This window comes from Pseudomonas sp. MDT1-16, from assembly GCF_054898115.1.
In genome coordinates this window covers 180,734-193,100 of the sequence record NZ_CM142717.1, presented here as the reverse complement: position 1 = coordinate 193,100, position 12,367 = coordinate 180,734, and the positions used below count along the sequence as shown (strand labels likewise).

The following is a 12,367-nucleotide window of genomic DNA, read 5'->3' as shown; positions in this document are numbered from 1 at the left end:
TATGTTATTACATTAAAATCAACCATGCCTTTTTTATGAACGGGCTTTCATCATGCGTTTTCCCTGAGCGCTCCCGAACGGCTGATCATCGATGTGAGTGGCGCCAACCTGAATGGCAACCTCAGTCAGTTGGCGCTCAGCAACACTGTGATTCGCTCGATCCGTTCCCGGCAATTTGGTCAGGGTGATACGGGGATCGTCCTCGACTTCAGCGGTCCGGTGCAGCTCGCCAGTTTTTTGCTGCCACCGCAGGACGGCCAGGGCCATCGACTGGTACTTGATCTGAAGGTGGAGCGACCTCCGCCACGGCGCGCTTCATGGCGCAACGGGCCTGCTCAATCTCAAAGACAAGGACCCGATACTCGCCGGGGTGATTCTCGACATGTCGATGAACGCGACCATCGCGCCACCAGCAGGCCGTAGCCGATGGTTTATTCGAAGGATTACAGCGCTACTTCCAGAAAAACCCGCCGGTAAACACTTACATCGCGTGGCTGCAGGAGCAGAAAAAGTCCCAGGCCTAACACCCTGCAATTCGGCTACAAGTGAACTTGCCGCTGCTGCCGCCAGAGCTGGAAAACCGATTGATGGTGGTCCAGCCGACGCGGCGGTTATAGCCCACCCAGGCTTCGCCATCGGAAGCGAGCCCAGTGAAAAACGTGAGTTGTCCATAGCGACTGTTGGTCTGCGCCCAGTGGCGTTTTCCGGCCGCTTCGAAGCCCCGCAAATAGATCGTACTACCGACGGTGTTGACGCTATAGGCGTTGCCGTCGCCATCCACGCAGGCCAGCAGATGGGCGCTTCGGGTGCATTTGGCCAGGCTCGGGATTTGCGCCCAGGCGTCGACAGCGATCAGCAGCGAAACGCTCATCAGCGTTATTTTCAGGGCTACACGCATAGGATTTCTCACGGACCGAATGGGATTGAGCATCGTGCTCTTTATCATCGTGGGCAAGAGGAGAGTGGCTTGATCGTGTTGTTATACTATAACATCAAGTTAAGCCCGACACTGCGACCGGGCATCTCTATGAGGAATACCTGATGCCCAATCGTCTCCCCGTGACCGTCCTGTCGGGCTTTCTCGGCGCGGGCAAAAGCACGCTGCTCAACTACGTGTTGCGCAATCGCGACACCCTGCGCGTTGCCGTGATCGTCAATGATATGAGCGAAATCAACATCGATGGCGGGGAAGTCCAGCGCGATGTCACCCTGAATCGTGCGCAAGAAAAACTGGTGGAGATGAGCAATGGCTGCATCTGCTGCACCTTGCGCGAAGACTTGCTGGAAGAGGTGAGCAAACTCGCCAAGGAGGGTCGCTTTGATTATTTGTTGATCGAATCCACCGGCATTTCCGAGCCGCTGCCCGTGGCGGAAACCTTCACCTTCCGGGATGAAGAAGGGCAGAGCCTGGCTGACATCGCCCGGCTCGACACCATGGTCACGGTAGTTGATGGCATGAATTTCCTGCTCGACTATCAGGCCGCCGAAAGTCTCGCTTCCCGTGGTGAAACATTGGACGAGGAGGACGAACGCTCGATCACCGACCTGTTGATCGAGCAGATCGAGTTCGCCGACGTGATTCTGATCAGCAAAATCGACTTGATCAGCAGCAGTGAACGCCAGGAGCTGATCGCGATCCTTGAGCGGCTCAATGCCCAGGCAGAAATCATCCCCATGGTCATGGGCGAAATTCCCTTGGAGAAGATCCTGAATACCGGTCGTTTCGATTTCGACAAGGCCGCTCAGGCGCCGGGCTGGTTACAGGAGTTACGTGGCGAGCATGTGCCCGAAACCGACGAATACGGCATCGCTTCGACGGCCTACCGAGCACGCCGACCGTTTCATCCTCAGCGCTTTTTCAGTTTTATCGATCGCCCATGGGTGAATGGAAAACTGCTGCGCTCCAAAGGGTTTTTCTGGCTGGCGAGTAAGCACATGGACGCCGCTAGCTGGTCCCAGGCCGGCGGTTTGATGCGCCATGGTTTCGCCGGACGCTGGTGGCGTTTCGTACCGAAACAGCAGTGGCCGCAGGACGAAGAAAGCACGGCCGGAATCATGGAAAACTGGACCGCAGCCACCGGCGATTGCCGTCAGGAACTGGTGTTCATCGGCCAGAACATCGACTTCGCGCAACTCACCACCGAACTCGACAATTGCCTGCTGACCGACGATGAAATGGCGTTGGGTGTCGAGGGCTGGCGATTACTGCCAGATCCATTCGGTCCGTGGCATGAAGAGGCGGCAGCCTGATGTTGGCACCCCGTCTGAAGCCGCGACCGATCATTCATCAGGTTCAAGGTGAGACGCCGCAAGCACTGACCCGAATACTGGATGACGGCGTAAATCTTGCCATTTGGCAGCGCCAACTGCCGGCGCACATCGCTGATTTCGGGAGTTTGCTGCTGTCCCTGAACGAACCGTTGGCCGAGTCGCTGGTTCTGGACCTGCCCAGTGATGACACCGAACCCAATCTTCACGGATTGGCCTCAGGTTTCAGCGATCTCGAAGGTTACGAGGGTTTCGTCGCCGACGTCTCCTGGCTGGTCAGTGCTTTCGCCTGTTTGCTGGGCGCCAAGCGTATCGGCCTGCGCCTTCGGGTCCTGGACAAGGCCATGTGCCCGCGTTTCCACGTCGATCATGTGCCGGTACGGTTGATTACCACCTACGCCGGGATTGGCAGCCAGTGGTTGAAAGAAGGCGTGATGGATCGCCGTCAATTGAGCAAGCCCGAGGCCGAGCCTCAGGACGGTCCGCTGATCGAGCAGATCGCCAGCGGTGACGTCGCGCTGCTCAAAGGCGAGAAATGGCACGGCAACGAAGGCTTTGGCCTTATTCACCGTTCGCCACAGCTTGCGTCCGGTGAGCGGCGGTTGATACTGACGCTCGACTGGCTAGGCTAACGCTTCAAGGCTTGAGCCAGGTTCCCTGGCTCTGGGCTTCGCAAAACGGCTTTAAATACGCCGCATCCGTGGCGACGCCGTAATAGTGAATATCCTGACGGTAAGGCATATTGGCGACTTGGGCGTTGCTGCACACGCCGAATGCGCCGGTGGGGCATTGATCAACGTACTGCACCTCGACTTTCTGTCCCGGAAGGTTCGGCTGGCAGAAACCATCGGCGAACAGTTTTTCCGGGAGGTTGCGGTTCTGCTGGCAGACTTTCACGTCGAGTCGCGTAGCCGTGCTATGTACCACGCAGGCCTGGGCCAGCACCTCACCCGAAGTGAGCGCCAGGAGCAACGACAATCCCATCAACCGCATCCACCACCTCCTCAGAAAACATCGACCATGTTGCAGAATATTCCCACTCACGTCATTGCTGGCCCGTTGGGTGCCGGCAAGACCAGCTTGATCAAGAATCTGCTGATGCAGCGGCCGGTCGGTGAGCGCTGGGCAGTGCTGATCAACGAGTTCGGCCAGATCGGCCTCGACGCTGCGTTGCTGACCCAGGACGCCGATGGTATCGCACTGGGTGAAGTGGCCGGGGGTTGCTTGTGTTGCGTCAACGGTGCGCCGTTTCAGATCGGTCTCGGGCGTTTGCTGCGCAAGGCGCGCCCGGATCGGTTATTCATCGAACCTTCCGGGCTGGGTCATCCGGCGCAGTTGCTCAGGCAGTTGAGTGAGGCGCCGTGGCATGGCGTGCTGGCAATTCAGCCTTGTGTGCTGGTATTGGATGCCCAGGCACTCGCCGCTGGCAAACCACTGCCCGAGGCGCAACAGGACGCGTTGAGCAGTGCCGGTTTGTTGTTGCTGAACAAGGCGGAAGGTCTCGACGCCAATGATCGCCAGCGAATCGCCGCGCAGCTGCCTTCTCAACCTCTGTATTGGACGCAGCAAGCCCTCTTGCCGTTGAGCAAATTACCGGGGTTCGGGGTTCAGGCTGTGGCGGGTGTGGATAACTTCATCGCGCCCAAAGGTTTGGCGCAGATGCCGGCCATCTGGACGGATCCCGCGCTGCCAATTTGCTTGAGTCAGGAACAGGAGGGCGGCTGGAGCGTCGGCTGGCGTTGGCATCCGAGTCAGACATTCGATGCGGCGCGCGTTGGCCAGTGGCTTGAAAGCCTTGTCTGGCGGCGGGCGAAGCTGGTTATCCACAGCGTCGACGGTTGGGTTTCGGCGAATGCACTGGAAAACTCGGTGCTGAACTGGCAGCCCAGCGAATGGCGGCGTGATTCGCGTATCGAGCTGATTTTCAGTGAACCGCAGGATATTGATTCATTGCAGAGAGATCTAGCCAACTGCCGATTGAGCCCGACTCAAATCATGGACGCCATTTAGTGTGTTCTTGCCGCCACTGGCTCAGCTCGATCACTTCAGCGCGCGGCTTCACGACATCGCCCACCGCAGGCGTGTCGTCGAACGGCATCGGGTAGGGCGCCAGCTCAATCTGCGCACTGTGGGCGCCGAACTGGGTGATGGTGCCGTTGTGACGGGTTTCACCGGTCACTGTGAATTCGAAGTTGTACACACGGGCGAGACGCCGCCGGTCGTTGGCATCTTTGATGAACGCGATCTTTTTCAAGGCCACGTTGCCGTCCAGCAGCTCGATTCCAAGCTTTGCGCAATGCTGCTTGACCCGTTCCAACGCACGCTCGCGCAAGCCATGGTTGTGCCACAACCACGCGCCACCGGTGGCAAGCAGCATCAGGACGAAGATATTTCCAAGGGTCAGCATGAACAAGTTGCTCCAACTAGATAGTGTCAGCTTAACTGCGTCGCCGGCCTGTCGTACAGGCTGCGTTTAGTCGCATACTGCGCGGCTTGAATTTTAATCGTTTTACGGAAAACTCACCGCATGAAACGTACGCCCCATCTGCTCGCCATCCAGTCCCACGTGGTGTTCGGTCACGCTGGCAACAGCGCCGCGGTTTTCCCGATGCAGCGGGTCGGGGTGAATGTCTGGCCGCTCAATACCGTGCAGTTCTCCAACCACACCCAGTACGGCCAGTGGGCCGGTGAAGTGCTGGCGCCGCATCAGATTCCCGAGCTGGTCGAAGGCATCGCGGCGATTGGCGAGCTGGGCAACTGCGACGCCGTGTTGTCCGGGTATCTCGGCAGTGCCGCCCAGGGCCGGGCGATTCTGACGGGTGTGGCGCGGATCAAGTCGATGAATCCCAAGGCGCTGTATCTGTGTGACCCGGTGATGGGCCACCCGGAGAAGGGTTGCAGCGTGCCGGCGGAAGTCAGCGATTTCCTGCTGGAGGAGGCGGCTGCGGTGGCGGACTTCATGTGCCCGAACCAGCTGGAACTGGACAGCTTTTCGGGGCGCAGACCGCAATCGTTGTTCGATTGCCTGGCCATGGCGCGAGCGTTGCTGGCGCGCGGTCCAAAGGCTGTGCTGGTCAAGCATCTGGACTATCCCGGTAAGCCGGCGGATGTTTTCGAGATGCTGCTGGTGACGGCCGAAGGCAGCTGGCATTTGCGTCGTCCCATGCTGGCATTTCCGCGTCAGCCAGTGGGCGTTGGCGATCTGACATCCGGGCTGTTTCTGGCTCGCGTGCTGTTGGGCGATAGCCTGGTGGCGGCTTTCGAGTTTGCAGCGTCGGCGGTGCATGAAGTGCTGCTGGAAACCCAGGCCTGCGCCAGCTATGAGCTGGAATTGGTGCGGGCTCAGGACCGGATTGCCCATCCACGGGTGCGGTTCGAGGCGACGGCGATCAGCTTGTAACGGCGTCGCGGGCAGAAAAAACCGCAGCCTCTGCAGAGGCTGCGGCCTTTGCCCTATCAGGCGTCGCCCTTGATGTCCTGATAACGCTTTTCCAGTTCCTGACGAATCTGCCGACGTTGCTGGGCCTGCATGAAGCGGCGTTTGTCTTCGCTGTTCTGCGGTTGCAGTGGTGGGACAGCAGCCGGTTTGCGGTCGTCATCCACGGCGACCATGGTGAAGAAGCAGCTGTTGGTGTGGCGCACCGAGCGCTCACGAATGTTCTCGGTAACCACCTTGATGCCCACCTCCATGGAGGTGTTGCCGGTGTAATTGACCGAGGCCAGAAAGGTCACCAGTTCGCCGACATGAATCGGCTCGCGGAAAATCACTTGGTCCACCGACAGGGTCACCACGTAGCGGCCGGCATAACGGCTGGCGCAGGCGTAGGCCACTTCGTCGAGGTATTTGAGCAAGGTACCGCCGTGGACATTGCCAGAGAAGTTGGCCATGTCGGGGGTCATCAATACCGTCATCGACAGTTGTGCGTTTCCGGGTTCCATAGCGTTCTCACGGTTCAAGGCAGAATTTCGGGAGGGCGGCACCTCTGCGGGCGCCTCGTCAGCTTTTCCAAACCAACAGTTATCGGGACGCCGAGCGGGTGGCTGCCGTCACGCTCGGATCGATCTGTTTCCATATATTGCACCGTCTTTCTGCCAGAAGTCGCGGTGTTACCCTTCAAAAGCCCGCCTCAAGGGCAATTCCTACTCGGAAAGTGGATTTTTTCCTTGCTCGAACAGACCTTTCCCACGTCTGTCGATTGAGCAATGTACCCAAGGAGCCCCACACCATGCACGCCATCAGTTTTATTCAAGATTTGGCAGTGATCATGTTGATCGCGGGTGTGGTGACCGTACTGTTTCATCGCTTCAAACAACCGGTGGTGCTCGGCTACATCGTCGCCGGCTTCATCATCGGTCCGCACACCCCGCCGTTCAGCCTGATTCACGATGAAGAAACCATCAAGACCCTCGCCGAACTCGGGGTGATTTTCCTGATGTTCTGCCTGGGTCTGGAGTTCAGCCTGCGCAAGCTGTTCAAGGTCGGCGCCACGGCGTTCATCGCGGCGTTCCTGGAAATCGTGTTGATGATCTGGATCGGCTACGAGATCGGCCGCTGGTTCGACTGGAACACCATGGACTCATTGTTCCTCGGCGCGATCCTGGCGATTTCCTCGACCACTATCATCGTCAAGGCGCTCAACGACCTGAAGATGAAGAACGAACGTTTTGCGCAGCTGATCTTCGGCGTGCTGATCGTCGAGGATATCCTTGGCATCGGCATCATCGCTTTGCTATCGAGCATCGCAGTCAGCGGCACGGTCAGTTCCGGCGACGTGTTTTCCACGGTCGGCAAGCTCTCGCTCTTCATGATCGTCGCACTGGTCATCGGCATCCTGTTGGTACCGCGATTGCTGGCCTACGTGGCGAAGTTCGACAGCAATGAAATGCTGCTGATCACTGTGTTGGGCCTGTGTTTCGGCTTCTGTTTGCTGGTGGTCAAACTTGAGTACAGCATGGTACTCGGCGCCTTCCTGATTGGCGCGATCATGGCTGAATCCCGGCAATTGCTGAAAATCGAGCGCTTGATCGAACCGGTTCGCGACCTGTTCAGTGCGATCTTTTTTGTCGCCATCGGGTTGATGCTCGAACCGATGATCCTGCTGCAATATGCGTGGCCGATTGCGGTGATCACCGTGGCCGTGGTGCTGGGCAAGATGTTGTCTTGCGGCCTGGGCGCCTTTATCGCTGGCAATGATGGACGCACCTCACTTCGAGTCGGGATGGGTCTTTCGCAGATTGGCGAATTTTCTTTCATCATCGCCGCGCTGGGCATGACGCTGCAGGTCACCAGCAACTTCCTCTACCCGGTCGCCGTTGCTGTCTCGGTGATCACCACGTTGCTGACGCCTTACCTGATCCGCGCGGCTGATCCGCTGTCGATCAAGCTTGCCTCGGTGATGCCGCAACGACTGGGCAGGGTATTGGGGATGTACGGTGAATGGCTGCGCAGCATCCAGCCTCAGGGCGAGGGCGCGCTGCTGGCATCGATGATTCGGCGGATTCTGTTGCAAGTGGGGGTCAATCTGGCACTGGTGATTGCGATCTTCTTCTCGGGCGCGTTTTTTGCCGAGCGCATGTCGGCGTACCTGCAAGCCTGGATCAGTGACCCGAGCTGGCAGAAAGCGTTGATCTGGGGTGGGGCGTTGCTGTTGTCGCTACCGTTCCTGATTGCCGCCTATCGCAAGCTCAAGGCGCTTTCGATGCTGTTGGCGGAGATGGGCGTGAAGCCGGAGATGGCCGGCCGCCACACGCAGCGAGTGCGCCGGGTGATCGCCGAAGTGATCCCGATCCTCTCGCTGCTGTTGATTTTCCTGCTGCTGGCAGCCTTGTCGGCCAGTATTCTGCCGACCAACAAGTTGCTGATGCTGATCGTCGTAGTCGCGGCCGCTGTAGCGGCGCTGCTCTGGCGCTGGTTCATCCGCGTTCATACGCGCATGCAGGTGGCCTTGCTGGAAACCCTGGACAACCACAAGGATTCGTCCGGGCATTGAAATTTGACCTGTAGCAGCTGGCGCAGCCTGCGTCCGGCTGCGCAGCAGTCGTAAACCCTGACGACTCAGTTAGCCTGAAACACTTCATTGCTTTATTTTGCGACTGCTGCGCAGCCGGACGCAGGCTACGCCAGCTGCTACAAAGTCGCCCTTGTTCAGCTTTCCAGCCAGACGTCCCGCGCCCAGTGCCAAACCGATTCCCAGGTTTCTTCGGCGATCAGCTCTTCTTCGGCCAACCACAACACCACGGTGCCGTCTTCTTCGACCAGGTAGTAGTTGTCACCGTCCTGGCAGATCGGAATCATGCTGCGATCAACGCCCGCATCCCAGGCGTTGGCGGCAACGTCCGGCAGGTAAGTGTGGGATTGCGGGTCGGTAACGGTCACCGGTTCCAGGCTGCCGTAGACGACGTCGCTGACGGTCAGCAAAAACTCTCTGAAGACAAACGGAATATCGATGAACAGCTGTTCTTCGATTTCCACCAATTGATCTTCGTCGGGCAACTCCAAGGGGACCGGTACCGGTTCGTTGGCTTCACGCAGTTGTTCGATGATTTCTTCCACGTCCGGGATCCTCTTGCTTGATGGCGCGGTTTAGTTGGGGCGGTTTATACAGTAGCTCGCTATAGATGCAACCGCGAAATAGAAAACCCCGGCAAAGGCCGGGGTTTTCATTACAGCATGCTTAACGCAGGAGGGATCAGCCGTTCTGGCGGATACCGGCGACCAGCCAAGGCTGGTTCTCGCCCTGCGGACGTTCCATGTTCCAGCTTTCGCTGAACACTTCGCCCTGGTCAAAGCGCGAGGTCTTCGACACACCGCTGAAGGTCAGGGTGGCGATGGTCTTGTCGGCGCGATCATCCACGCCGTCCAGTTGTACATTGAGGTTATCAATGTAGGTGGACTGGAAACCTTCACCCAGGTCGGCACGTTCGCGCTTGAGGAACTCCAGCAGCTGTGGGGTCACGAACTCGGCGATCTTGTCCATTTCGTTGGCGTCCCAGTGCTGTTGCAGGGACTGGAAGTGGTTGCGGGCCGCTTCAATGAAACTCTTTTCATTGAACCAGGCCGGAGCATTGATCACCGGACGAGCGGCAGCCGGTGCTGCCGAGCCGCCGAAGATCGAACCGCCTGCAGGCTTCTGTTCCAATACTTCACGCTGCATTGGTGCGCCAGCTGGAGCCAGGTGCTCTTGCTGCTTGCGGCGACGAGCGGCAATGAAGCGGAAGACCAGGAAGGCGATGACCGCCATGATCAGGATGTCAAAGATTTGCATGCCCTGGAAGCCGCCGCCCATGAACATGGAGGCCAGCAGGCCACCGGCAGCGATACCGGCCAGAGGGCCGAGCCAGCGCGAAGCACCGCCGGCCTTGGCGGCAGCGCCAGCGGCACCGGCCGCGCCGGCAGTAGCAGCAGCGCCACCGGCGGCAGAAGAAGGCGCCATTTGGCTGGTCTGGTGAGTCGGCGCAGCGCCGGAGCTCTTGCCGCCACCAAAGCGCTTGGCGGCATTGGCGTCGAGGCTCATCGTCAGGCCAATGCACAACGCCATGGCGATGCTAAGAAAACGTTTCATAAAGGGAATTCCCATTTGTGGAAGGCACGCGCGCCATGTTGCACAGCTGAAGTGTTACTGGCTAGCGGCAGAGTGTTTCGGGCTTTTGCCTGACAGGTTGCGTTCAGCTTCAGTCAGCGCAATAAGGCCTGTTAACTTTGGTCTGTAGGACGAGTGGATAAGTTCTGTAGGAAGGGTGTCCGGTCGGATAAACCTTGTGGGAGCGAGCCGGCTCCGGGCGGCGTTCCGACGAAGGCCGCACCGCGGTTTGTCAGAAACACCGCGTTATCGTTCTTCGCGAGCAAGCCCGCTCCCACATAAGCCCTCTGGCGGGCTTTAGATCGCTTCCAGCTTCGCGTATCCCAGCATCAGCCACTTGCTGCCTTCACCGAAGTTCACTTGGACCCGGGCCTGTGCACCGGCACCTTCGAAGTTCAGGATCACGCCATCGCCGAACACCGAATGCCGTACCGCTTGGCCGAGGCTGAATCCGGTATCCGGGATCTCGCTACCGCCAAACAGGCTGCTGGAGCTCTGCTGCTGGCCGCCGCCGAACGGACGGCTGACGCTGTTGGACAGCCGCACTTCCTGGATCAGGCCTTTCGGCACTTCACGTACGAAACGCGACACCTTGTTGTAGGTCTCGCTGCCGTACAGGCGTCGGGTTTCAGCATAGGTCATCACCAGGTTCTGCATGGCCCGGGTGATGCCGACGTAGGCCAGACGGCGTTCCTCTTCAAGGCGGCCAGGTTCTTCCAGGCTCATCTTGTGCGGGAACAGGCCTTCTTCCATGCCCACCAGGAACACGTAAGGGAATTCCAGGCCCTTGGCACTGTGCAGGGTCATTAACTGAATGCTGTCTTCGTGCTCGTCGGCCTGAGTATCCCCGGCCTCCAGCGACGCGTGACCGAGGAACGCCGCCAATGGCGTCAGATCTTCGTCTTCTTCAGCATTTTCGAAATTGCGCGCAGCGCTGACCAGTTCCTCAAGGTTTTCTACCCGGGCCTGGCCTTTCTCGCCTTTTTCCGCTTCGTGATAGGCAATCAGCCCGGATTGCTCGATGACGGTCTGGGTCATCAGGTGCAGCGGCATTTCCATGCACTTGGCGGCGAGGTTCTCGATCAGCTCGATAAATGCCCCGAGTGCGCCAGCGGCGCGACCGGTCAGGCCTTTATTGGCGACCAGCAGGCGCATGGCTTCCCACATCGACACATCGCTGTGACGGGCATGGTCGCGAATCGCTTCGACGGTTTTCTCACCGATACCACGGGCCGGAACGTTGATCACCCGCTCCAGCGCTGCATCGTTGCCACGACCTTCGAGCAAACGCAGGTAAGCCATGGCGTTCTTGATTTCTGCCCGCTCGAAGAAGCGCTGGCCGCCATAGATTCGGTACGGAATGCGCTCGCGTAGCAAGGCTTCTTCCAAAACGCGCGATTGGGCGTTGGAGCGGTACAAAATCGCAATATCGCTGCGGGCCAAGCCGGTTTTCAGCGCACTTTCGATGGTTTCCACCACGTAGCGTGCTTCATCGTGCTCGTTGAATGCGGCGTACAGGTTGATCGCTTCGCCTTCGCCGCCGTCGGTCCACAGCTCTTTGCCCATGCGTCCGGTGTTGTTGGCGATCAGGGCGTTGGCGGCCTTGAGAATCCCGGCGGTGGAGCGGTAGTTCTGCTCCAGACGAATGGTTTCGGCGTCCGGGAAGTCGTCGGAGTACTGATAGATGTTCTCGATTTTCGCGCCACGCCAGCCGTAAATCGACTGGTCGTCGTCGCCGACCACCATCAAGCTGTCGCCGCCCTTGGCCAGCAAACGCAACCAGGCGTACTGCACGGCGTTGGTGTCCTGGAACTCGTCCACAAGAATGTGCCGGAAGCGCTTTTGATAGTGCGCCAGCAGACCCGGATGATCGCGCCACAGATCGAGGGCGCGCAGCAGCAGTTCGGAGAAGTCAATCACGCCGGCGCGCAGGCACGCGGCCTCATAGGCTTCATAAATGCTGCGCATGGTCGCCAAAAACAGGTCGCCGCTGGCTTGAATGTGCTGCGGACGCAGACCTTCGTCTTTCTGCCCGTTGATGAACCACTGGGCCTGACGGGCCGGCCAGCGTTGTTCATCCAGACCCAGCTCGCGGATCACCCGCTTGACCAGCCGTTGCTGGTCGTCGCTGTCGAGAATCTGGAAAGTCTGGCTCAGGCCGGCTTCCTGCCAGTGCGCCCGCAACAAGCGGTGCGCCAGGCCGTGGAAGGTACCGACCCACATGCCGGCCGGGTTGATACCCATCAGCTGCTCGATGCGATGACGCATCTCGGCAGCGGCCTTATTGGTGAAGGTCACCGACAGGATCGAGTGGGGCGAGGCGTTTTCGACCTGGATCAACCAGGCGATACGGTGCACCAGCACTCGGGTTTTACCGGAACCAGCACCGGCCAGGACCAACTGACGACCCACGGAGGCAGCTACGGCCTGGCGTTGGGCATCGTTGAGGGAGTTCAGCAGAAGGGAGAGATCATCGCGCATCGGGGCATTCTAGGGTGCGCCGTCACACCGGGCAAACC

The 12,367-nt window shown here is 59.1% G+C and carries 12 protein-coding genes and 1 pseudogene; 6 read left to right on the top strand and 7 right to left on the bottom strand.

Going from position 1 to position 12,367, the window contains the following annotated elements; translation table 11 throughout:
* Window positions 1-48 precede the first annotated feature (48 nt).
* A pseudogene (locus tag ACYZT3_RS00830) lies at window positions 49-524 on the top strand (AMIN domain-containing protein); the annotation flags it as partial.
* On the opposite strand, the gene ACYZT3_RS00825 reads toward ACYZT3_RS00830, so the two are convergent.
* The gene (locus ACYZT3_RS00825; protein WP_282382837.1) at window positions 521-898 is read right to left on the bottom strand and encodes a glutamine synthetase; all 378 of its coding nucleotides are present in this window, start codon (window positions 896-898) and stop codon (window positions 521-523) included. The pseudogene ACYZT3_RS00830 and the gene ACYZT3_RS00825 overlap by 4 nt on opposite strands.
* 143 nt (window positions 899-1,041) lie before the next feature.
* On the opposite strand from ACYZT3_RS00825, the gene zigA reads away from it, so the two are divergent.
* A complete protein-coding gene (gene zigA, locus ACYZT3_RS00820; RefSeq protein WP_282382840.1) occupies window positions 1,042-2,250 on the top strand; it encodes a zinc metallochaperone GTPase ZigA in 1,209 nt (402 codons plus the stop codon).
* Window positions 2,250-2,900 carry a DUF1826 domain-containing protein gene (locus ACYZT3_RS00815; protein WP_282382842.1) on the top strand — a complete coding sequence of 217 codons (651 nt, stop codon included), beginning with the start codon at window positions 2,250-2,252 and terminating at the stop codon, window positions 2,898-2,900. Before zigA ends, ACYZT3_RS00815 begins: the two co-directional genes overlap by 1 nt.
* Before the next feature lie 4 nt (window positions 2,901-2,904).
* On the opposite strand, the gene ACYZT3_RS00810 is transcribed toward ACYZT3_RS00815, so the two are convergent.
* Entirely contained in the window at window positions 2,905-3,261 is a 357-nt protein-coding gene (locus ACYZT3_RS00810; RefSeq protein ID WP_282382844.1) for an NADH:ubiquinone oxidoreductase, read from the bottom strand.
* A 27-nt stretch (window positions 3,262-3,288) separates the two neighbouring features.
* Between ACYZT3_RS00810 and ACYZT3_RS00805 the strand changes: the two genes are divergently transcribed.
* The gene (locus ACYZT3_RS00805; protein ID WP_462031303.1) at window positions 3,289-4,278 is read left to right on the top strand and encodes a CobW family GTP-binding protein; all 990 of its coding nucleotides are present in this window, start codon (window positions 3,289-3,291) and stop codon (window positions 4,276-4,278) included.
* On the opposite strand, the gene ACYZT3_RS00800 is transcribed toward ACYZT3_RS00805, so the two are convergent.
* Complete coding sequence (locus tag ACYZT3_RS00800; protein WP_462031302.1) at window positions 4,262-4,675, bottom strand: DUF3301 domain-containing protein; 414 nt, start codon at window positions 4,673-4,675, stop codon at window positions 4,262-4,264. The two genes, ACYZT3_RS00805 and ACYZT3_RS00800, sit on opposite strands and share 17 nt — an antisense overlap.
* Before the next feature lie 120 nt (window positions 4,676-4,795).
* On the opposite strand from ACYZT3_RS00800, the gene pdxY reads away from it, so the two are divergent.
* Entirely contained in the window at window positions 4,796-5,668 is an 873-nt protein-coding gene (gene pdxY, locus ACYZT3_RS00795) for a pyridoxal kinase PdxY (protein WP_282382853.1), read from the top strand.
* A gap of 56 nt (window positions 5,669-5,724) precedes the next feature.
* Here the strand turns inward: pdxY and ACYZT3_RS00790 are convergent, their stop codons facing one another.
* Entirely contained in the window at window positions 5,725-6,207 is a 483-nt protein-coding gene (locus tag ACYZT3_RS00790; protein WP_074872148.1) for an acyl-CoA thioesterase, read from the bottom strand.
* A 287-nt stretch (window positions 6,208-6,494) separates the two neighbouring features.
* Between ACYZT3_RS00790 and ACYZT3_RS00785 the strand changes: the two genes are divergently transcribed.
* Window positions 6,495-8,258 carry a cation:proton antiporter gene (locus ACYZT3_RS00785; RefSeq protein ID WP_462031301.1) on the top strand — a complete coding sequence of 588 codons (1,764 nt, stop codon included), beginning with the start codon at window positions 6,495-6,497 and terminating at the stop codon, window positions 8,256-8,258.
* 155 nt (window positions 8,259-8,413) lie between these two features.
* On the opposite strand, the gene ACYZT3_RS00780 is transcribed toward ACYZT3_RS00785, so the two are convergent.
* The 3 genes from ACYZT3_RS00780 to uvrD form a co-directional block, all read right to left on the bottom strand.
* Entirely contained in the window at window positions 8,414-8,821 is a 408-nt protein-coding gene (locus tag ACYZT3_RS00780) for an SMI1/KNR4 family protein (protein ID WP_008156656.1), read from the bottom strand.
* A gap of 136 nt (window positions 8,822-8,957) precedes the next feature.
* Window positions 8,958-9,830, bottom strand: a complete 873-nt coding sequence (locus ACYZT3_RS00775; RefSeq protein ID WP_462031300.1) for a Tim44 domain-containing protein — start codon at window positions 9,828-9,830, stop codon at window positions 8,958-8,960.
* A 315-nt stretch (window positions 9,831-10,145) separates the two neighbouring features.
* Entirely contained in the window at window positions 10,146-12,329 is a 2,184-nt protein-coding gene (gene uvrD / locus ACYZT3_RS00770) for a DNA helicase II (protein ID WP_462031299.1), read from the bottom strand.
* Window positions 12,330-12,367: the final 38 nt, after the last annotated feature.

Excerpts from the sequence above, each read along its gene's own strand:
- ACYZT3_RS00825 (WP_282382837.1), bottom strand. The coding sequence starts at position 898 with ATGCGTGTAGCCCTGAAAATAACGCTGATGAGCGTTTCGCTGCTGATC.
- zigA (WP_282382840.1), top strand. The coding sequence starts at position 1,042 with ATGCCCAATCGTCTCCCCGTGACCGTCCTGTCGGGCTTTCTCGGCGCG.
- ACYZT3_RS00815 (WP_282382842.1), top strand. The coding sequence starts at position 2,250 with ATGTTGGCACCCCGTCTGAAGCCGCGACCGATCATTCATCAGGTTCAA.
- ACYZT3_RS00810 (WP_282382844.1), bottom strand. The coding sequence starts at position 3,261 with ATGCGGTTGATGGGATTGTCGTTGCTCCTGGCGCTCACTTCGGGTGAG.
- ACYZT3_RS00805 (WP_462031303.1), top strand. The coding sequence starts at position 3,289 with ATGTTGCAGAATATTCCCACTCACGTCATTGCTGGCCCGTTGGGTGCC.
- ACYZT3_RS00800 (WP_462031302.1), bottom strand. The coding sequence starts at position 4,675 with ATGCTGACCCTTGGAAATATCTTCGTCCTGATGCTGCTTGCCACCGGT.
- pdxY (WP_282382853.1), top strand. The coding sequence starts at position 4,796 with ATGAAACGTACGCCCCATCTGCTCGCCATCCAGTCCCACGTGGTGTTC.
- ACYZT3_RS00790 (WP_074872148.1), bottom strand. The coding sequence starts at position 6,207 with ATGGAACCCGGAAACGCACAACTGTCGATGACGGTATTGATGACCCCC.
- ACYZT3_RS00785 (WP_462031301.1), top strand. The coding sequence starts at position 6,495 with ATGCACGCCATCAGTTTTATTCAAGATTTGGCAGTGATCATGTTGATC.
- ACYZT3_RS00775 (WP_462031300.1), bottom strand. The coding sequence starts at position 9,830 with ATGAAACGTTTTCTTAGCATCGCCATGGCGTTGTGCATTGGCCTGACG.
- uvrD (WP_462031299.1), bottom strand. The coding sequence starts at position 12,329 with ATGCGCGATGATCTCTCCCTTCTGCTGAACTCCCTCAACGATGCCCAA.